Raw genomic sequence first — 19,640 nt, forward strand, 5'->3', positions numbered from 1 at the left:
GCCAGTATAGCAGCGGTTCTACGTCTTCCTATCAGTTTTTATCATGAAAGGCAAAAGCTACATCCACCGCAAAGGCGCAAAGGGCGCAAAGGGAAAATCCGCAAAGGAAAGGCTCTTCATGGATTCTGGAAACCATGATGTGTGTCCTATCAAAGGCGCAGGCGAGACCCTCACGTTCCCCCCTTTGCGAAGGGGGGACAGGGGGGATTTGCCTTTGATGCCACCTCGGCCGCACAAACACCGCCTCTTTCCAGTTGAAAGACTCCCCACGAGCGGTTATTATGCCCCCGGTTTCCAAGGGGGTAGGGAGTGCAACACGAATCGAAGTATCTGACGGCGGGAATACCGGGCACCGGCGGGGTCATCAAGGAGACACCGGAGGACTTCGTCGTCGAGGAGATCCCGGCCTATCTTCCGAGCGGTCAAGGTGAGCACTGCTACGCGGTGATCGAGAAGCGCGGCATCGCCACGCTCGAGGCGCTCCGGCGCATCTCGCGCGCTCTCGGAGTCCAGGAGCGTGACATGGGGTACGCGGGAATGAAGGACGCGCAGGGGCTGACCCGGCAGACCATCTCCATCCCGAGAGTCTCTCCCGACGCAGTGCGCGCCCTGCAGATACCCGGAGTCGCTGTCCTTTCCGCCGCCATGCACGGAAACAAGCTGAGGCTCGGCCACCTGAAGGGGAACCGCTTCACGGTCCGCGTCCGGTCCGTTGCCGGTAACGCCCCCGCCCTTGCCGAGGAAACGCTGGAGATCGTCCGGAGGCGCGGCCTGCCCAACCGTTTCGGCGTGCAGCGCTACGGCGTCCAGGGAAACACCCACCTGATCGGCGCCTGCATGCTGCGCGGCGACTATCGCGCCGCCGTCGATACCGTCATCGGCGATCCAAAAGCGGTGGCGGACGAGAGGTGGCGGCTGGCGATCGAGGCATACCATCGGGGCGAGCTCGCCGAGGCGCTTTCTCTCTTTCCGCCGCACTTCCGCGTCGAGCGCGACCTGATCGACCGCCTCCTGAAGAGGCCCGATGCGTGGCAGCAGGCCTTCAACGCCGTCCAGCCGCGCATGAAAAGGCTTTACCTCTCCGCGTTCCAGTCCTTTCTCTTCGACAAGGTGCTCGATGGGCGTCTCGACACGCTCGATCGCATCCTGCCCGGCGACATTGCCTTCAAGCATGAAAATGGAGCCTGCTTCATCGTGCAAGACGCCGAAGTGGAACAGACCCGTGCCGACTCCTTCGAAATTTCCCCCACCGGACCGATGTTCGGCTGCACCATGATGGAGCCCTCCGGAGAACAGCTGGAGCTGGAACAGGGGGTGCTGGAGGCGCACGGGGTGACGCGGGAATCCTTCGCGCTTCCCGGCGCGCTGCGGATGGACGGCGAACGGAGGGCGCTCAGGGTGCCCGTTTCGGAGACCGTGGTGCAGGGGGAAGGGGAGAATCTCGTGCTGAGCTTCGCCCTGCCGCGCGGCTCCTATGCCACCTCCCTCCTTCGGGAGATCATGAAGGTCGAGTAAGCCGAGAGTGAAAGCGGCTGACGGGCGAGTGCCCGTTGGCGAAATGAAATCGGGGTGTTATTGTGGCTGCCGTCCCGGGGGGAGTTCCCCCTGAAACCGAGCTTCTGGCGGTGCTGAAAAAGAGTCTCTACGAGCGCACCCGCCGGCTCGACCCGACGCAGACGCTGGAATTGATCCAGCATCTGAAGGAGTGGGTCGCCGAAGAGGTGACGTTCGAGGAAGGGGCTGCGGCCTCTCTCGGGAGGCTCCTCTCCGAGCTCAGCTTCTCGCAGTTCGTCGACCAGCTCCCCCCTCTCATGAACAGCTTCGAGCGGCTCGTTTCCGCCTACTTCGTCAGGCGCGGCTCCGTCTCCGGCTTTTACAGTTTCTGCAACGTGTGGCGCGAGAGGCTGATCCGCAGGACCCTTCTTCTCGCGGAAGAGGGGCTGGAGCTGAACGACCTGGGCCGCCCCCCGGCGCCCTACGCGCTCCTAGCCTCCGGCATGGCGGGACGGCGCGAGCAGACTCTCGAGGACGCGTCCCGCTACTTCCTGATATGGAACGGAGATCCCGCCGACTATTTCAACCAGTTTGCCTACCGCATCCTAGCCATTTTGCAGCAGTGCAGCCTCATCGGGCGCAACGCCGCCGACTTCCTCGGGAAGGTCCTGTGGCGCGGCTCGTACGGGGATTGGGAATGCTGGGTGGCGGGGGACGATGGAATCGCTTCCGACGAGCCCTCCCGGCGACTGGAGCTTCTCGCGGATCTGCGCTTCATAGCGGGGGACCATGGGGTAGGGGAGCAGGCGCTGCGCCAGGCCCAGGCGACGCTGGAGAGAGCGCGCGGAACAGAAGCATATCAGTCGATGGCGCAGCGGGCGATCGGTGCCGACCTCGCTCTCACCATAGCCGGAAACGTGCGGCTGGAGCGGAGCGGCGTCCATGCCGGGTGCGTCGATCTCACAGCTCACGCCATGCGCCCTCTGGTCTCCCTCGTGCGCTTCCTCGCGGTCCAGCACGGGCTCGAGGCCGCCCCGACGGCAGGGCGGATCGAGGCCTTGGAGGCAATCGGGGCGCTGGAAGAGGATCTCGCCCGCGCCCTTTCCGATGCCCACGATCTCTTCGGAACTCTGAAGATCCGCAAGGAAATCGCACTGCAGCCGCCGTATGTGGATCCGGCGGAGCTGACGCCCGCCGAGCAGCAGCGTCTGCGCGCGGGGCTCGAATCAGTGCGGCGGTTGCAAAAAGCCACGCGACGCGTGCTGGCGACGCAAAAGCGAAAGCCGGCCGAAGTGTTGCGAGTCGCGCTCACCGAGCAGGCAGAAGTGGGGTAGCCGCTGCGGCCCTGTTCGTGAATGGTTTTCCGGAAATTCCGGGTATGTGTCCCCTTGACGGAGTGGGGGGTGGCCTTACGTTCCCCCCTTTGCGAAGGGGGGACAGGGGGGATTTGCCTTTGCTAGGCCATTCACCCAACGGGGCTTCACTCTGAGTTGCCCCAAAACTCCCGCAGTTCTGAAGGCTGGAGTACCCGCCAGATAAAAAGCCAAAGGATAAGAAGGATGACGCAGAAAGCAAAAAAGAAGCTCCAACTGAAAGCGCCTGCAAAGGTGAACTACCGTCTCGACGTGCTGCGCCGCCGTGAGGACGGCTACCACGACCTCCGTATGGTGATGCAGAGGGTGAACCTTTGCGACGACGTGGAAATAGCGCTGACCGAGACGCCCGGAATCCGCGTAGTCTGCAACACCCCCGGCGCACCGGACGGAGAGGGGAACATCGCGTGGCGCGCCGCGAACGCGCTGCTGGCGCTTTCCCCCTGGAAAGGCGGGATCGACATCTCCATCACCAAGAAGATCCCGATCGGCGCCGGCCTCGGAGGGGGCAGCTCCGACGCCGCGACCGTGCTGATGGGAGTAAACGAGCTCCTGGATCTTTCCCTCTCCGAGGAGCGGCTACGCGAGATCGGCGTCAAGCTCGGCGCCGACGTGCCGTTTTTCATCTTCAAGAAGACCGCCATAGCCGAAGGTATCGGCGACCGGCTGACCGCGCTCGAAGGGATGCCGAAGCTGTGGGTCGTGCTCGTCAATCCCGGGATACACATCTCCACCGGCTGGGTCTATCAAAGTTTGAGATTGACAGGTGAGAAGGTCGCTGCTAATATTCCCCGGCTGTACGGCGGAGTAGGCGATGTTTGCGCGATACTGTCGAACGATCTGGAGCAGGTGAGTTTCGAGCGGTACCCGGCATTGCCGGCGCTGAAGGAAGAGCTCCTGACGGTAGGTGCTGCAGGGTCGTTGATGTCCGGCAGCGGCTCAACAGTCTTCGCCCTTTTTGAAGAAGAAAAAACTGCCAAAGCCGCCGCCGCCGAAATAGGCAAGCGTCATGGCTGGTTGTCAGTAGCCGTAGAAACGTTATAAAAGAATATTATTGGGGCGTCGCCAAGCGGTAAGGCACCGGATTTTGATTCCGGCATTCCCAGGTTCGAATCCTGGCGCCCCAGCCAGTAATAAAAGAGGGTTAGCACCACAAGGTGCTAACCCTCTTCGCTTTTGTGAGATGATGCAGATTCTGACGCGCGATCATTACGGGGGCAACTGCCTCGATCTCGCTGTAGCCGCCAATTATCCCTCACTTCTGCTTCTGGAAAGCGATACAACTTCTTATATACGCGCTTTCCTTCTCTTTCCCCTTTAGAAAACTTATGAACTTATGGGCGTCCCTCTTCAGTCCTGGGCGTCCCTCTTCAGTCCCCCGGCAGCAAGGGCCGCCTCCAGGTCGGAGATCGTCACCCCATGAGGTGCTGCGGCGACGACATTCTCTATCTGCCGTAATTCTTGCTCGGAAAGTTGCTTCGGCACGATGGCTGCCCTTTGCGTCACGAAAATGGTATTTGTGACGTTATATAGCCCTTCGTGACGCTAAAAGCAACTTTCGTGACGCAAAAAGCTTTACTCGGGTGCCAATGCGACACGAAAGGTATGGCCACAGATCGTTCAACGGAAGCAGGGCTTTTATCGCCCAAGCAGATACTGTATCCCACGTTTTTGGAGCAAATTTGGAGCAGTGCCACCCAAAAAGCCACCATTTTTGCCCTTGCACGATCATCCGGGGTAAAATGAGATGTGCTGTGATCAAGTGGTTATGCTCGCAAATTGCTGGCAAAAATTGTCCCAATGAAAATTTTGATTCCGGCATTCCCAGGTTCGAATCCTGGCGCCCCAGCCAGTAATAAAAGAGGGTTAGCACTGAACGGTGCTAACCCTCTTCGCTTTTGTGAGATGATGCAGATTCTGACGCGCGATCATTACGGGGGCAACTGCCTCGATCTCGCTGTAGCCGCCAGTTATCCCCCACTTCTGCGTCTGGAAAGCGATACAACTTCTCGTATACGCCCTTTCCTTCTCTTTCCCCTTTAGAAAGCTTATGAACTTATGGGCGTCCCTCTTCATCCCCCAGGCCTGTTGTACATTTTGTGCGTTCTGCCACCCTTACCTGCCGACATTTTCTCCGTCGCCGATTAGCAGAGGTACACTTGCTATCCCCTTATATTCATAGATTGCCCTTGCCCGACAAATCAATCTTTTGTCTTGCGACAAGATAGCAGTACAAAAAGCGCCGTTTGCGATATGTTTCGCATCACTCATGACATTAGGGACTTTTTGTAGCTTTCGACATTTCCTTTCTGCCTGAAATCCAAGTATATCCATTACAGAACAACAACCTATTATGCCAAGATAAATTGGCCACTCATCGTATCCTTCCTTCTCAATAGGATCAAATCCAAAGAATTGATCGAGGCTCATCCCTGGGCATGATGGGCGAACGATCTCCCAAATCTTCAGTAGCTGATTTTGACCACTGATTGAACCAATAGCCCCTTTGCCGTCACCGAATGCTTTCCTAGTTTTTATGATGTCGTTGCCTGTTTTCAACATCTCTTCAATCATTGCAGCGAATCCTGTAGTGATAGAGTCTAATCTAGCAATGAACCCCTGCTGAGATGGTAAATCTTTAGTCAGATTAAAAAACGCTGCGGCAAGTGTAGCAGGAAGTTCTCTGAATGGACCTTCGTCGCTGCCGCCGTTCACCCATGCCACGAATGGGTCGAAGAGATTTTGGTAGTCTCCAAATCCACTGGTAGATTCAATATAAGAATTATAATGATGCAAAGGACTTCCGTCTTGCATTAATTTGGCAGTCCCAGATATTTTCAATCGAGCATTCAGCTCGAGGTCAAGTAACTTTGCATCCATGTCTTCTAGTGCAGACAGGTATTGTTTGGGATCAGAAGATCTTCGAATCTCAGCAAAGTGCTCCTTCGAATATACCCAACAAATCTCTGGGAATCTCGGCATGTGAAGTTTTCGCTCAACAAGTAACCCCACTATATTTTGGTCTACATAAACTAGATGCTTGTTCATGGCGCTCCTGTTCTGGTGCATTAGGGTGATGAGTTTGATCGGGCCTAACGCCAGATTTTCCAGTTACTCCGTGAGGCCGGATCGCCTAATGTCCAACTGCAGGCGCAAGGGGACTCCCGGGACACGAACACTAGATTCGCGGGGAAGAGAAGAGGACAGGCTACTTTTCAGAAAGTAGCCTGTCCTCTTTCTGCTCCCGATCCGGTTTGCGACATCACGCAGTGCGGACCCTGCTTTTCACCTGGAGCACCAGAGGCCACAGCTCGGAGCAGAGCATGCCGGCGAGCATGAGGGTGCAACCGAGGAAGCCGCGGGGGCCCAGTATCTCCCCGAGGAAGCACCACCCCCAGATGGCGGCGAACACTCCCTCGGCACTCAGGATGACGGCGGTATGCGCGGGATGGGCGTCTCGCTGCGCGACCACCTGCATGGTGTAGGCAAAGCCCACGGAGATCAGACCACCGTAGAGGATGGGACGCCATGCGGCGCAGATGGCCGTCACGGTTACCGGCTCGAAGATGAACGCCGTGATCAGGCTCAGCACCGAACAGACGGCAAATTGCAGTGCAGAGAGCTTGAAGGCGTCCAGTCGCGGGGAGAGCCAGCCGATCAGGAGCACGTGCCCGGCCCAGAAAAAGGCGCCGGCCAATTCCAGCAGATCGCCAAATCCCATGGTGAACCGGTCGGTGACACTCAGAAAGAAGAGGCCGACGGCCGCCAGGATAGCACCTAGCCAGGTGCCAGTACTCGGCCGCTGTCCCCAGAGGCAGCCCAGCAGCGGTACCAAAACGACATAGAGGCCGGTGATAAATCCAGCGTTTCCGGCGGTAGTGTAGGCGATGCCGACCTGCTGCAGTGACGCCCCCAGGAAGAGCGCGGCCCCAGCCGTGAGCCCGCCATACAGGTGTGCGCGCGGGCCACCCCGCGGCAGGGCGCCGTGGTAGGGAGCCTGCTGGCGACGTTTCAGGTACACCAGGGGTAGCAAGGAGAGGCTGCCCAGTGCAAAGCGTACCCCGTTGTAGGTAAAGGGGCCGAGGAAGTCGAGTCCCTTTCGCTGTGCGACGAACCCGCCGCCCCAGATCGCTGCGATGAGGAGGAGTAAGAGGTCAGATTTGAGGGTTTTGGCTTTCATGCGCTTCCTTCCGCTCTTATTCGGGCGCACCACGGTGGGCGCGGGGCCTAATGCTCCATCTTTTTTCCGCGAATGTCAAAAACATTGCATCGCCTGTGAAAGTTATGTCCGTAAGTGCACCTGCTTCGGGAGCAGGGGGTGCGGACGCGGCAGCGTGACTCAGGTTGAACCCCTCCGGCATCGAAGATCCGCAGGTCTTATCGTCAAACCCTCAAATGCGAAGCCTGAGCCCACAGTTCTTGCGTCAAATCCCCAAATGCAAAGCCTGACCCCACAGTTTCTTGCATGAGAAGCCATCAGGTATAATTTCATCGAGGCTGGAACTGCTCGAACACGGGCGCCGGGGGCTTCTGGTTACGTCAACCGTACCAGAGTCAGCCGTGGCCTCAGGAGAAGCTGATCAGTTGATTGAGCCGGCTTCGCCTCCCGCCCAGTGCATTTGCTGCTGCAGACCACAGGAGGAAGGGTTGTGGTTAGTCTGCAAATTCCGCAAGAGGAAACCTCTTTTATCCGCCGCTATGGCATCGGGCTTCTTGCTGCAGCCGGCGCGATCGGTTTGCGCGTGGCACTCATCCCTCTATTGGGGGTCAAACCCCCATACATAACCTTCTACCTGGGGATCGTCGTTGCCGCAGCGTTCGGTGGCATGGGGCCAGCATTGCTCGTCACCTTCCTCGGGGTTGCCTTTGGTTTCGTCATCCTTCCTGCCGAATCGGTGGTTGTCGAGCAGGAGGTCGCGCGACTTGCCCTTTTTGTGCTCAGCGGGTTTGGCATCGGCCTGATTGCGGAGGGGATGCACCGTCACCGCCGGACGGTACAGAAACAGAAACAGGACCTGCAGCGGTCACACGACGAACTTGAGAGGCTGGTTCAGGAACGGACGGAGGAGTTGCGGAGAAAGGAGTTGTTGCTGGCGCAGCAGAGCCGGCAGGCGGCCATGGGCGAGATGATCAACAACATCGCCCACCAGTGGCGTCAGCCTCTCAATGCCCTCGGCTTGACCGTTCAGTCCTTGCCTATGCTGCATGATGCGGGCGAACTGACTGCCGACGCTTTGAACAAATCGACGCAAAAGTCGATGGAAATCATCAAGCACATGTCTGAAACCATCGATGACTTCCGGAACTACCTGAAGCCCGACAAGGAGAAGGTGAAATTTCGCACCAGCGACGTTATCTCCAGGGTGATGAAGCTGACGGAGGATTATTTCAAAAGCTTTAATATCGTCATCGAAGTACAGGTTCGGGTCGATCCGGTCATTGTGGGGTACCCCAACCAGTTCGGCCAGGTGCTACTGAACATCCTGCTTAACGCCCGAGACGCATTCGTCGAGCGGGTGGCAACCTCCGGGAAGATCATCATCACCACCGATACAGAAAATGGCAGGGGCGTCATCACCATTTCCGACAATGCCGGCGGCATTCCCGAAAAGATCCTGAACAAGATCTTCGAGCCTTACTTCACGACCAAGGGCCCTGAACGTGGCACCGGGATCGGCCTGTTCATCTGCAAGTCCATCGTTGAGAACGATATGGGTGGAAAGCTCCTGGTGCGGAACATCCCGGGCGGTGCAGAATTCAGAATAGAGTGTGAAATGACTTCAACGTCTGCAGTCTGATCTCCTCGTCCCCGAACAAGCCACCTTCCCCCTGGAGTGTTAGCAGCATGAGGTGCTATCCCTCCTGTCGTTTCGGATGCAGGTTTTGGTGCACGTCAATGCCTGTCCCGGACGCGCGATCCCATCACCAAATCCCCAAATACAAAGCCTGACCCCGCAGATCCTGCAGTAGCAGGGTGGATTCTATTCTTAATTGCACCAGTTGATGTAAAAGCAGGACATGACAGGCAAATCTGGTAGTGTGTGAAGCGCGACCAACACATACCCCAGGAGGAGCCCGCCATGTCCCACACGCATCTTACAGAAAATGAGCGATATGTCATCAGCCATTTGAAGGTGGCGAAATTTAGCCTTCGCGAAATCGGCCGTAGGCTTGGACGCCATCACACAAGCATCATGCGCGAGATTGCGCGCAACGGCCCGACATACCCCGATGGAGTTTACTGGTACACCTTCACGCATGGCACTGCGCTTAAACGTCGTCACCAGCCCAGGTCTTTCCGGCGGCAGGACAACGCCGATCTGGTCGCTTACGTTGAAGAGAAATTGATGCTGGATTGGCCACCTGAAGCCATTGCCGCCAGGCTCAAAATGGATTTCCCAATGGACCGGGCGATGCGCATCAGTCATGAAACCATCTACCGCTGGATTTACCTAGACGCCAGAGAAGGTGGCGAGCTTCACAAGCATCTTCGCCGTCGGAGGCGGAATCGCCGTAGGCAAACGCGCTACTGCGCAGGACGGCGGTTCATTCCGGGTCGAGTCTCAATTAAGGAGAGGCCGGCAGTAGTTGGTACCAGAGAACGATTTGGGGACTGGGAAGGCGACACGCTGCACGGTGCGAAAGGCGCAGGAAACCTTGCCACGTACGTTGAGCGCAAGAGCCGCTTTTTACTTGCCGCAAGACTCGCAGACAGAAGGGCCGCAACCATGACGGATCATAGCGCGAGGTGCTTCAGCCCTCTGCCCGAGATCCTCTGCCAGACAGTAACCGTTGATAACGGTAGTGAGTTTGCGGAATTCAAAGATCTGGAAACTAAGACAGGGCTTACCGTGTATTTCGCGGATCCTTATGCGTCTTGGCAGCGTGGCACCAATGAGAACACAAACGGCATCTTGCGGCACTACTTTCCGAAGGGGTTCGACTTCAGGACCCTATCAGAGGAAGAAATTCAGCAGGTCGTGAAACAGGTCAACGATCGACCACGAAAGTGCCTCGGCTACCGGACTCCTGCGGAAGTTCTGCGTGCATCATTCGGTGGTGCATTTACAACTTGAATTCACCCAGGAATGAGAAGTACGGCCTGATCAAAGTGCCCAGTCAGCTGGTTGGACGAAAGCGCATGCCTTGCGGTGAAGAACATCGGAAAGCCGGATGCGGGAAAACTGCACCTCCGGTTTGATGAGGGAGGACAGGGTAACACCTGCTCTCTACTCTATCCGCCCTGCCTGTTTTCGCTTGTGCAGATTGTGGGTTTAATTTAAAGTTCTGCGCCTGGTCCATAGCCTTGTGGACCTCTCTCTAAACATTCTTCAGCGGCATATGTACTGACATACCGCTGCAGCTAGCGTGCTACGTCCGACGACAGTTCGAAATAAAGTTGTGTACGGGAGATTGGATGAAAAACACGATATATGTGCTGACATGCTTGTTGTTCTTTGCCTTGATCAGTGGCTGCGGCGGCAGCTCAGGTGCGCCTTCTTCTCAACCCGTGGGAACGGACGTTATTCAGAAATACAGCCTGATGGTAGAAGGACAACCAGATACCACTTCCCTCACGTTGCCCCTGCACTTTACGGATGCGGAGTGGAGTGTGAAAGAGGCACTGTGTAAAGAGGCTGGTTATGATTTGGCTCCCTATGCGGGCCAGACTGTATCCGTAACCAGATACAGTATAGAGGAAAGGTACTATCCCCCCGGGGCTCTCCCACAGGATGACGTGGACAGCCGAGTGCCCCCCCCCATGGGGTTGTTGCTGGACCTCTGGGTGGTCTCCGCTGATCACGTTACCGTCGGAGCTTATGTCTCTGCCAGAGAGACTACTCAGCTCCGGGACTATCTCTCGCTGGGAATTATGAATTCACCATGGATTGCTGTGAACGATCCGAAAATAATATAGCTGAAATCCTCCTTCATCTTGAACCGATGCGACAGGTGCTCCACTAAAGGATTATTGATGGGTTTTGAGAAAAAAGAGCCGGAAAAGATAAGACTGGAGCAGAGAGACGAGCCTGTGGAGCCGGAGGGAGCGTCTTTTACGGTGGTGTATGATCCGTGGAAAAAGGTGCTGGTGGTCCTTTTCTCCTTGGTCCTCTTTTCGTCCGTTATTCCTTTTTTCGTCGGGGATCTCGCAGCATTCGAAGTTATAGGGGTGATATTCCTCGCCTACGGCGCCTGGTATGTCGGCGATTGCCTGTTTACCCGTGAGTTCACCTTTGCTCCTGATCGCGTTGTCAAAAAGGGTCTCTTAGGGCGAAAGGAAATCCCGGCTGATGCCTTGATAGCCACCGCCAGTGAGCAAAAGATCCGTTTATGTCCTGGGACCGCGAAGAACCTTCGCGAATCGGTAACGGTGCGGGGTTTCCTCATTCACGAGGTGGAAGCTTCTGAAATAGAGCGCTATGCGGCCAGCATTCATCTTCGAAAGCACGGAGCTAAATCCCCCCACGCTTTAGCCATCACCTACTTTGAAGAGGCGGCTTCGTCCTACCTGATGATGGCGGGGCTCTTCATTCTCTTCGGTGTCGTCGCTATCTTTACCGCCGGGATCTCTGAAAACGCCTTTACCGGCCTGGCACCAACCTTTTCAGCTGATCTCCCCCGCTTCGCATGCATCGTCCTCGCGATACTCGCATACCTCCTTTTGCGCGCCTGGGCTCCCACAAATGGCGTTGAGAGTGCCGGAAGGGACACTGTCACCAATCGGCTGAAACAGCTTGGTGACAAGGCATTCCGCTGCGCAGTCACCTCAACTGCGGTCGCTGCGCTTGGCCTCGTGCTCCTCCTCATGTTCGCCAACATGCTCGACTTTTACGTCTTCCTGTTGGTCGGCGTGCTCTACTTCTGGGATTTTTACCCGCGGCTTTCGACGTGGGATAAGGTAGCGCGCGGAGAACCGGCCGCCGCAGCCAGTGGCCCTGTGCGTACCGTGTTGCCGAGGCGCTCGCTTCAGGTGTCCCTCGTTCTCATGGGGACGCTGGCGGTGATGAGCTACGGGGAAAGCCGCCACTTCCTCTACGCCACCCGCAAAGACTGCACGGATGACTGGGGCGAAGACAACTGCGAGGAGGCCCCGACTTCTGGCAGCCACGGCGGCGTGCGCTACTACCGGCCGCGCTACCAGAGTGGGGGCGGCAGAGCGACACGTGCGGTCGGTGTGCAAACGATTAGCCGCGGCGGATTCGGGTCACTCGGTCGATTCCACGCATCCTTCGGGGGGGGCTGATGAGGCGGCTTGCGGTCGAGCCACGTGCAGAGTGGCGGGAGCGGGTGGAGTCGGTGGGAATGCTCTACCACACCATCGACGATGAGATCTACTGGGACGAATCCGCCTGCTACGAATTCACCCGGAGCGAAATCGACACCCTGGACCTGGCCACGGCAGAGCTGCAGTCCCTCTGCATCCAGGCGGTGGAGGAGGTCATCCGTCGCAATCTCTTCTCCCGGCTGGCGATCCCGCAAGCCTTCGTTCCGAAGCTCATCGCCTCATGGGAGATGGACGAGCCCTCCCTCTACGGACGCTTCGATCTCAGTTGGGATGGCAGCGGCCCCCCAAAACTCCTCGAGTACAACGCGGATACCCCCACCTCGCTGTTGGAGGCAAGCGTGGTGCAGTGGTTCTGGCTCCAGGACACCCACCCGCAGGCGGATCAGTTCAACTCCATCCATGAAAAGCTCATCTCCTTTTGGCGGAGCTGGCCGTACGTGCTGCGCGACCCCATCCACTTCGCCTGCGCCGCTGGCAGCATGGAGGACCTGGGAAACGTGGAGTACCTGCGCGACACCGCGGTGCAGGGCGGTTTTGAAACCCACCGCCTCTTCATGGAGGAGATCGGGTGGAACCAGGTGACGCGGCAGTTCGTCGGCCTGGACGAGGAGCCGATCCGCACCCTCTTCAAGCTGTACCCATGGGAGTGGATGGTTCGGGAGGAATTCGGTCCCTGTCTCGCTGAGGCCAATCTGCGCGTGATCGAGCCGGCGTGGAAGATGGTACTCAGCAACAAGGGGATACTCCCCATTCTCTGGCAGCTCTTCGAGGGGCACCCAAACCTCCTCGAGGCGACCTTCGATGAGACGCCCCTCCAGGGAGATCATGTGCGCAAGCCGCTCCTGTCGCGCGAGGGGGGAAACGTGGAGATAATCCGGGGAGGGGGCGTGGTGAGCACGTCCGGGACCTACGGCAGGGAAGGGTACATCTTTCAGCGCTACGCGCCGCTTCCGGACTTCGACGGGAACTTTCCGGTGATCGGGTCGTGGGTCATAGGTGGCGACCCCGCCGGTATCGGGATTCGTGAGGACTGCAGCGAAATCACCACCAACGGCAGTAGGTTCATTCCGCACTATTTCGTGGAGGATTCGATATGAACTCGGTAACCTTGGCAGAATCGTTGGGAGGAGCAAACGACTTCCTGCTGCACTTCCTCTCCGCAGTGATACTGGTGCTGGCCTTCTCAGTGGTGTACCTGAGAGTCACGCCATACCCGGAGCTGCGACTGATCCGCGAGGGGAAGGTGGCACCGGCGCTAAGCTTCAGCGGAGCGCTCCTTTGTTTCGTCATCCCTGTCGCCAGTGCCATAGCCCACAGCGTTTCACTGCTCGACATGGTCGTGTGGTCGCTGATCGCGCTGGTAATCCAGATAGCGGTCTTTCTGGCGCTGCGTATTTGCTTTTCCGATCTCTGCAGGGGGATAGCCGCCAACGACCCCGCCCCCGCCGTCCTCCTGGGCGTCGCATCGATGGCCGCGGGGATCCTCAATGCTGCCAGCATGACGTACTGAAGGGAAATGCGGTACCTGCTGCCTTTGCGGAGAGGGACCCCTTTGATCTGTGGGATCTATCCCTCACCTCTCCATCCGACTGTCCTGGCAATCTCTTCACCCTTTGTGCGGTCGCGGTAAATGTTATGTAGAAAAGGCATCCAGAATCGTCTATGCGACCTTGATCGATATTGAGGAAATGGGTCGTTTAGAAAAGCCTTTTTTATGGCGGGCCTCTCTCTCCCCGAAGATCTCATCACCAAATCCCCAAATGCAAAGCCTGACTCCACAGACACAGACTGAGCCCCACGACACAGAAAGAGAGGCGCTTTTGAGCGCGTCATTCACTGCTGTAGTAAAATCACTGTTAAATAGGTGATAAAAAGTATCACTGAGTCCATCGCCGAAGTTGCGGAGGCATTGGATGACACGCACGCTGCTCCTTATGTCAACTCTGATAGCGGTGCTGAGCCTGTCATGCCACCTCTTTGCAGAGAGCGCGGCACTCCCTGCAAAGGGCTCCGAGCAGGGCGCGGTGAAGACGGCTCCTGTCATGCTGGAAAGGGTTGCCATCTTTTCCATCCCGGCCTACCACAGGTATTCCGCGGACGAGCGGGCAGCGAAAATCAGCGAGCGTATAGCAAAGGCCGCTCAAGATTACTCCCTGCGCATCGATACCATTACCACGGAGGAGACCGATATCTCGACGGAAGTGGTGGCGGGGCAGCGTTTCATCATGTCTGTCTACGACACGGATGCCCGTACCGCGGGGGTAACGCGTCAGCAGCTCGCCTCCCAGCATGCCGCCAGGATCCGGGCCGCGATCGACCGCTATCGGCAGGAACGCGCACCGAAGGCGATAGCGCACGGCATCATCATGTGCGGCATCGCCACCGCCGCCCTGCTGGTAGCACTTTTGTTGGTCCGTATGCTGTTTCGCTGGCTTGTGACCCTTTCAGCAGCGCAAATGTTCCGACCTATCCGGCTCCAGAAGTTCGAGTTGCTCAACCTGGAGGAGGTGAGGGCGCTCTTTGGCACCGTGATGCGTGCCATCCGGCTCGTGTTGGTTCTGGTACTCCTCTATATTTACACCACCTTCGTCCTCGACGCGCTTCCGTGGAGCCGACCCTTCAGCAATGGCATCCTCCAGTACGTCCTCGTCCCGGTAAAGACGATGCAGCTGAAAGTTGTGGAGTATATCCCCAACCTGATCTTTCTCATCGTCCTCGCCGTAGTCAGCAAGTACGCTCTCAAGTTCATGAAGGTTATTGCGATAGAGGTGGAGCGGGGAAACATAACCTTCGCCGGCTTCTATCGTGAATGGGCGAAACCGACATACAAGATCGCCAGATTTCTCTTCATCGCCTTCGTGGCGGTCGTCGCCTTCCCCTACTTCCCCGGCTCGCAATCCCCAGCCTTCAAGGGCATTTCAATCTTTATCGGGGTGCTTCTCTCCCTCGGCTCCACTTCGACAGTCTCAAACGTCGTCGCGGGTCTCGACATGACCTACCGGCGTGCCTACCTGCAGGGAGACTGGATCAAAGTGGGGGAACTGATCGGCGAGGTCACCAGGACGCGGCTTTTGGTCACCCATCTGCGCACCTTCAAGAACGAGGAGGTAGTCTTTCCCAACGCGGTCCTCCTCAACAGCCACGTGATAAATTACACCTCTCTGGCGCGTCTGCATGGCCTGATCCTCCACACCTCCGTCACCATCGGGTACACGACGCCCTGGCGCCAGGTACATGCCTTGCTGCTGCAGGCGGCCGAGCGGACTCCAGGGGTGCTGAGGGAACCTCTCCCTTTCGTACTGCAGACGGGGCTGGATGATTTCTACATCCGCTACGAGCTCAATGCCTATACCGATGTCCCGGAGGAGATGCCGGTGATTTATTCACACCTGCACCAGAACATCCAGGACCTCTTCAACGAGTTTGGGGTGCAGATCATGTCCCCCCACTACATGCTCGACCCTGCCTGCCCGGCAACGGTTCCGAAGGAGCAGTGGTACGCCCCCCCGGCGACGCCGCCTGTGTCAACGTGATGTAGGTCACGTGAGGCGGGGTCAGACTCAGCGGGGTCAGGCTTTGCATTTGGGGATTCGCCGAATGGGGAAGGGGAAAAGGACGAGGAGGATGTCCATCGAGGTCGGACGAGGTCGGAGAACTGCGGGGGGAGGCTGGGGAGGGGGACGCCCTTGATTTTGGACTTACCCCCTACCTCTCAATTCATTGTCCGGCCAAAGAGGGTTAGCAACCACACTGCTAACCCTCTTTTCGTCTGTGAGGCAAAAGCCTTTTTCTGCTCTTAGCAGACCAGCCTCTTTCACTTAGATGAGCTTGAGCCCGCGCAGGAGAATGATCGTGATGATGGCCGGCGCGACGTATTTGACCTGGAAGAGGAAGAAGCTCACCACACGGCGGTTGGCGAGAGTCCCGTCGTTCGTGAGGGCACTGCGTACCTGTTTCTCCCCCCAGACCCATCCGGCAAAGAGGCACAGGAAGAGTCCCCCGAGCGGCATGAGAAGATTCGATGTCAGGAAGTCGTAGAGGTCGAACATCGTCATGCCAAGGATCTTGAATCCAGCGAGCGTGCTGTTGGAGAGGGCTGCGGTGGAACCGATGAGCGCCAGGAGCGTGGCGGTCACCGCGGTCGACTTCAACCGCGACCAGCCGAGGCGGTGGTGCAGGTAGGCGACCGGAACTTCCATGATGGAGAGCATCGCTCCTGTCGAGGCGATTGCTCCCAGGACAAAAAAGAGAACGACGAAGACGTTGCCGAAGGGCATCTGCGAGAAGACTGCGGGGATGGTGATGAAAAGAAGCGCGGGCCCGGCTTCCGGCTTGAAGCCGTAGGTGAAGACCGCGGGGAAGATGGCGATACCTGCCAGGATGGAGACGGTGAGATCGGCGAGCATTACGCGCAGTGCCGTCATCGGGACGTTCTGGTCGTGGGTAAAGTAACTCCCGTAGGTGATCATCGTCCCCATCCCGACGGAGAGCTTGAAGAATGCGAGCCCCATTGCAGTGAGGACGACGGAGCCGGTGACCTTGGAGAAATCGGGGGTGAAGAGGAAGCTCAAGCCCTGTGTTGCGCCGGAAAGGGTGAGGCTCCGGATCCCGATCATCAGGAGGATGAGGAAAAGGACGGGCATGAGCCGCTTCGTGGTCTTCTCGATCCCCTTGGACACGCCGAGTACGATGATGAAGCCGACGAACAGGATCACCAGGCACTGCCAGAAGACGGACTGGAACGGGTCTGCGATGAGGCTCTGGAAGGCGGCGGAGGTGACCTTGGGGTCGCTGGAGAGCACCGCTCCGGTGGCGGACTTGAAGACATAGGCAAAGACCCAGCCGGCCACTTCTGTGTAGAAGGCGAGGATCAGGAAGGCGGAGAGGACGCCGACGGCGCCGATGAGCCCCCATGTCTCCCGCTGCGGGTGCAGGACCCGGAAGGTGGTAAGTGCGTCCGAGCGGGAGCGGCGGCCGAGCATGAGCTCTGCTATCATCACCGGCAGCCCCGTCATCAGTGTCGAAACGAGATAGATGATGAGAAAGGCGGCGCCGCCGTTCAGGCCGGCGAGCGCCGGGAACTTCCAGATGTTGCCAAGCCCCACCGCCGACCCGAGTGTCGCGGCGAGAACGCCAAATCCCGATGTAAAAACGTCCCGGTGTTTCACACTTTCCGATTTCTTCATCCCAGACCAACCTCTCAAAGATTCATTGCAGGTATTCGCTGTTTAATTGTGCGAAACACCAGTTGCGCGGCAGCATACATGTTGCCGCTGCATATTGGCAAGAGGCATCTTGGAGGTTGGTGCCATCGGAGAAAAAATTCGTCCAAAAATGAGCAGTGACAAAGATTTGCGATGACGGAGGTGGGGGGCTGTAACGTCGTGGAGCCGCAGCAGATGATTGTGGGAAGAGTATCCGGGGGTGTCTATGGGAGCTCAACGGTATGAGAGTAGGGGATATGCAAAAGGGCGGCCCCCTCTCCGTCATTGTCAAATCCCCAAATGCAAGGCCTGACCCCGCAGATGACCTTAACTCCCAGAGGGCCTGGCGTTGTTGAAGGCACGGCCCACGGCAGGGAGAACGTATTGAAGGGGTAACGTGACTGTGACATGGTTTCTTCCCGGGTTGCAGGGCGAGGAGTGGGAAATCCGTGAGATGTTACCAGGTGTTAAAGCGATCGCAACGGATGTCGAAACCGGTAGAGAAGAAGCTTCCGGATAGGGCAGGGCTTGTTACAGGATGAATGATATTGTAGGAGCGTGTTGTTGGAGCTCGATTGAAAACGGTGCGTCGGAAACGAAGGAGATAGATTGTATATCAACGTCAACGATGATTTCATGACAGCTGGTCAGCAGCATTACCGGGAGGTCATCCCTCCGGTATTGCCAGGCATGAAGACGCAATGGTCTGTAGTGCCCCCGGTAAAAATATTTACGCGCATGGAGACTGGGGATTGCGCCATGATTAATAGTGCTTACTCCCGAAGATACTTTTGGATCAGCTGCCGTACTGTGGAGTCGCACTGGAAGATTCTGTCGGATTGCCTGTTGGAGGAAAGGATGTACTGGGCGAACCTGGCATCACTTTTCAGCATGTGGTACTGAACCCAGTTGTTCAGACGCATCGTTTGGTCCAAAGCCTGCTTTACTCTTTCCTCAGGGAGACCCAGTAACTCATACACCATGGTCCTGAAATGCTCGTGCTCTTTCTTGTGCTCCTCCGAGTTGACGTACTGAGTCTGCTTCATGCACAGTTCTTCAAAGTCAAACTGGAATCCGACATGAGCAAGGAGGACACGGAGGGTGCTTTTGAGTGACGGCACGGTGATGTCGCTTCTCTTGAAATCATCAAAATACTTCTTCACCAGGTCTCTGAGCAGCTTGTTCTGTACGTCCAGTTCTTCGATCCCCAGCACATAGGTCATGTCCCACTGGAATTCAGGCATATAACTCTCCGACAATACATCAGCAGTGCACGGCGCCACGGGAAAATAAAAAAGCCGGGGCCCAATATCAGGTATGATATTTCGGCGACCCGGCTGTCTCAGTGAGACCCTTAGGCTTTCCGTCCCATCCTTGCGGATGGTTTAGTATTGTCGGTTTATCATGTGTGTCTGGATGGCCCGTAAATTAACTCCTGTAGTGGTCTCTGTCAAGGCTAAATATCACTGTGTGATTTTTCACTGCTGGTAGCCTGTGGCATTGACGCCCCCCTCCTTCACTCCGCCATGTACCGTTTCACCAGCTGGTACACGGCCTCATCGATACATTCCCGCAGGGCCCTGTCTATGCCTTCACTCTGGGCTTTCTTGTACGTGAGGTCGGCATCGACGTTGCTGTCGGTCAGCATCCTCAGCATGTTGCCGATCCCCGATGTGCTGCTTCCTGATGCCTTTATCTCCTTTCTCACCGGTACGGAGTCGATTATCTTTCCGGTGCTCGCGTTGATGATCCGCACGTCCAGGCCGATGCTCTTTGCTTCCTTGGAACGACTTGTCTCCATTCCGCCCATCGACAGGCCGACTTCTCCCTGTTCTTCACTGCCGCTGTATTCGGAAATGACACCTTCACAGATGTAATCCGCCCCCGTCAGCTTGCTGGTGCCGGCGTTGCCGGTGGCTTCTTCACTACTTTGCAGTTCCTTTTCCCGCACCACTCCCGCTTCGAGCCGCTCCCTTTCCACAACCGCGAAAGCTCCGGAATTCACAAGGGCGGTGACGAACATGTCTGTCGCAGCACGCGAGGAGACGTCGGGGACGCCGCTGCGAAACTCGTAGATGGCGACGGTCATCTTAGGCCCCGGTTTTATCTTCAGCTTTGTGAGCTTCGATGCTGCGGACTCTTCCTGGTCACCGGCTTTTGAAAAAGAAAACGCCATGCCCGACCCCGGATAGGCCAGGGCGACGAGTGTCACCATGCCGACTACCACCGCTAGCGACCTGAAAGCCGTGCCTGTAACTCTTTTCGCGCTCATGTTTCACCTCC

At 57.3% G+C, this 19,640-nt stretch carries 16 protein-coding genes, 1 tRNA gene and 1 riboswitch; of the genes, 11 read left to right on the forward strand and 6 right to left on the reverse strand.

The window, feature by feature from the left end; all coding sequences use genetic code 11:
* Window positions 1-309 precede the first annotated feature (309 nt).
* From truD to LPW11_RS13270, 4 genes are all read left to right on the forward strand, one after another.
* A complete protein-coding gene (gene truD, locus LPW11_RS13255; RefSeq protein WP_230994351.1) occupies window positions 310-1,515 on the forward strand; it encodes a tRNA pseudouridine(13) synthase TruD in 1,206 nt (401 codons plus the stop codon).
* Window positions 1,516-1,577: 62 nt separating this feature from the next.
* On the forward strand, window positions 1,578-2,828 hold the full coding sequence (locus LPW11_RS13260; protein ID WP_230994352.1) for a putative nucleotidyltransferase substrate binding domain-containing protein: 1,251 nt from the start codon (window positions 1,578-1,580) through the stop codon (window positions 2,826-2,828).
* Window positions 2,829-3,053: 225 nt separating this feature from the next.
* Window positions 3,054-3,911 carry a 4-(cytidine 5'-diphospho)-2-C-methyl-D-erythritol kinase gene (ispE, locus tag LPW11_RS13265; protein WP_230994353.1) on the forward strand — a complete coding sequence of 286 codons (858 nt, stop codon included), beginning with the start codon at window positions 3,054-3,056 and terminating at the stop codon, window positions 3,909-3,911.
* 11 nt (window positions 3,912-3,922) lie between these two features.
* Window positions 3,923-3,997: transfer RNA gene (locus LPW11_RS13270), tRNA-Gln, on the forward strand.
* 220 nt (window positions 3,998-4,217) lie between these two features.
* Here LPW11_RS13270 and LPW11_RS22365 read toward each other — a convergent pair.
* From LPW11_RS22365 to LPW11_RS13280, 3 genes are all read right to left on the reverse strand, one after another.
* The gene (locus LPW11_RS22365; RefSeq protein ID WP_269145341.1) at window positions 4,218-4,352 is read right to left on the reverse strand and encodes a hypothetical protein; all 135 of its coding nucleotides are present in this window, start codon (window positions 4,350-4,352) and stop codon (window positions 4,218-4,220) included.
* 630 nt (window positions 4,353-4,982) lie between these two features.
* Window positions 4,983-5,915, reverse strand: a complete 933-nt coding sequence (locus LPW11_RS13275) for a hypothetical protein (protein WP_230994354.1) — start codon at window positions 5,913-5,915, stop codon at window positions 4,983-4,985.
* Between the two features lie 214 nt (window positions 5,916-6,129).
* Window positions 6,130-7,047, reverse strand: coding sequence for a DMT family transporter (locus LPW11_RS13280; RefSeq protein ID WP_230994355.1), 918 nt, complete (start codon window positions 7,045-7,047; stop codon window positions 6,130-6,132).
* A 469-nt stretch (window positions 7,048-7,516) separates the two neighbouring features.
* Here LPW11_RS13280 and LPW11_RS13285 point away from each other — a divergent pair, with 469 nt between their 5' ends.
* From LPW11_RS13285 to LPW11_RS13315, 7 genes are all read left to right on the forward strand, one after another.
* Window positions 7,517-8,665: a sensor histidine kinase gene (locus tag LPW11_RS13285; protein WP_230994356.1), complete on the forward strand. Its 1,149-nt coding sequence runs from the start codon at window positions 7,517-7,519 to the stop codon at window positions 8,663-8,665.
* Between the two features lie 282 nt (window positions 8,666-8,947).
* Complete coding sequence (locus LPW11_RS13290; protein ID WP_230994357.1) at window positions 8,948-9,943, forward strand: IS30 family transposase; 996 nt, start codon at window positions 8,948-8,950, stop codon at window positions 9,941-9,943.
* Window positions 9,944-10,284: 341 nt separating this feature from the next.
* Window positions 10,285-10,785, forward strand: coding sequence for a DUF4830 domain-containing protein (locus LPW11_RS13295; RefSeq protein ID WP_230994358.1), 501 nt, complete (start codon window positions 10,285-10,287; stop codon window positions 10,783-10,785).
* A gap of 57 nt (window positions 10,786-10,842) precedes the next feature.
* On the forward strand, window positions 10,843-12,111 hold the full coding sequence (locus LPW11_RS13300; RefSeq protein ID WP_230994359.1) for a hypothetical protein: 1,269 nt from the start codon (window positions 10,843-10,845) through the stop codon (window positions 12,109-12,111).
* Complete coding sequence (locus tag LPW11_RS13305; RefSeq protein ID WP_230994360.1) at window positions 12,111-13,250, forward strand: glutathionylspermidine synthase family protein; 1,140 nt, start codon at window positions 12,111-12,113, stop codon at window positions 13,248-13,250. Before LPW11_RS13300 ends, LPW11_RS13305 begins: the two co-directional genes overlap by 1 nt.
* Window positions 13,247-13,663 (forward strand): DUF350 domain-containing protein, encoded by a 417-nt coding sequence (locus LPW11_RS13310; RefSeq protein ID WP_230994361.1) that lies wholly within the window; start codon window positions 13,247-13,249, stop codon window positions 13,661-13,663. Before LPW11_RS13305 ends, LPW11_RS13310 begins: the two co-directional genes overlap by 4 nt.
* A gap of 403 nt (window positions 13,664-14,066) precedes the next feature.
* A complete protein-coding gene (locus tag LPW11_RS13315; protein ID WP_230994362.1) occupies window positions 14,067-15,686 on the forward strand; it encodes a mechanosensitive ion channel family protein in 1,620 nt (539 codons plus the stop codon).
* Window positions 15,687-15,971: 285 nt separating this feature from the next.
* On the opposite strand, the gene LPW11_RS13320 is transcribed toward LPW11_RS13315, so the two are convergent.
* From LPW11_RS13320 to LPW11_RS13330, 3 genes are all read right to left on the reverse strand, one after another.
* Entirely contained in the window at window positions 15,972-17,339 is a 1,368-nt protein-coding gene (locus tag LPW11_RS13320) for a sodium-dependent transporter (protein WP_230994363.1), read from the reverse strand.
* 791 nt (window positions 17,340-18,130) lie between these two features.
* On the reverse strand, window positions 18,131-18,601 hold the full coding sequence (locus LPW11_RS13325; RefSeq protein WP_230994364.1) for a bacteriohemerythrin: 471 nt from the start codon (window positions 18,599-18,601) through the stop codon (window positions 18,131-18,133).
* Window positions 18,602-18,681: 80 nt separating this feature from the next.
* Window positions 18,682-18,757, reverse strand: a riboswitch (cyclic di-GMP riboswitch).
* Window positions 18,758-18,873: 116 nt separating this feature from the next.
* Complete coding sequence (locus LPW11_RS13330) at window positions 18,874-19,629, reverse strand: CsgG/HfaB family protein (protein ID WP_230994365.1); 756 nt, start codon at window positions 19,627-19,629, stop codon at window positions 18,874-18,876.
* Between the last annotated feature and the right edge of the window lie 11 nt (window positions 19,630-19,640).

This window comes from Geomonas sp. RF6, assembly GCF_021044625.1.
Lineage (GTDB): Bacteria > Desulfobacterota > Desulfuromonadia > Geobacterales > Geobacteraceae > RF6.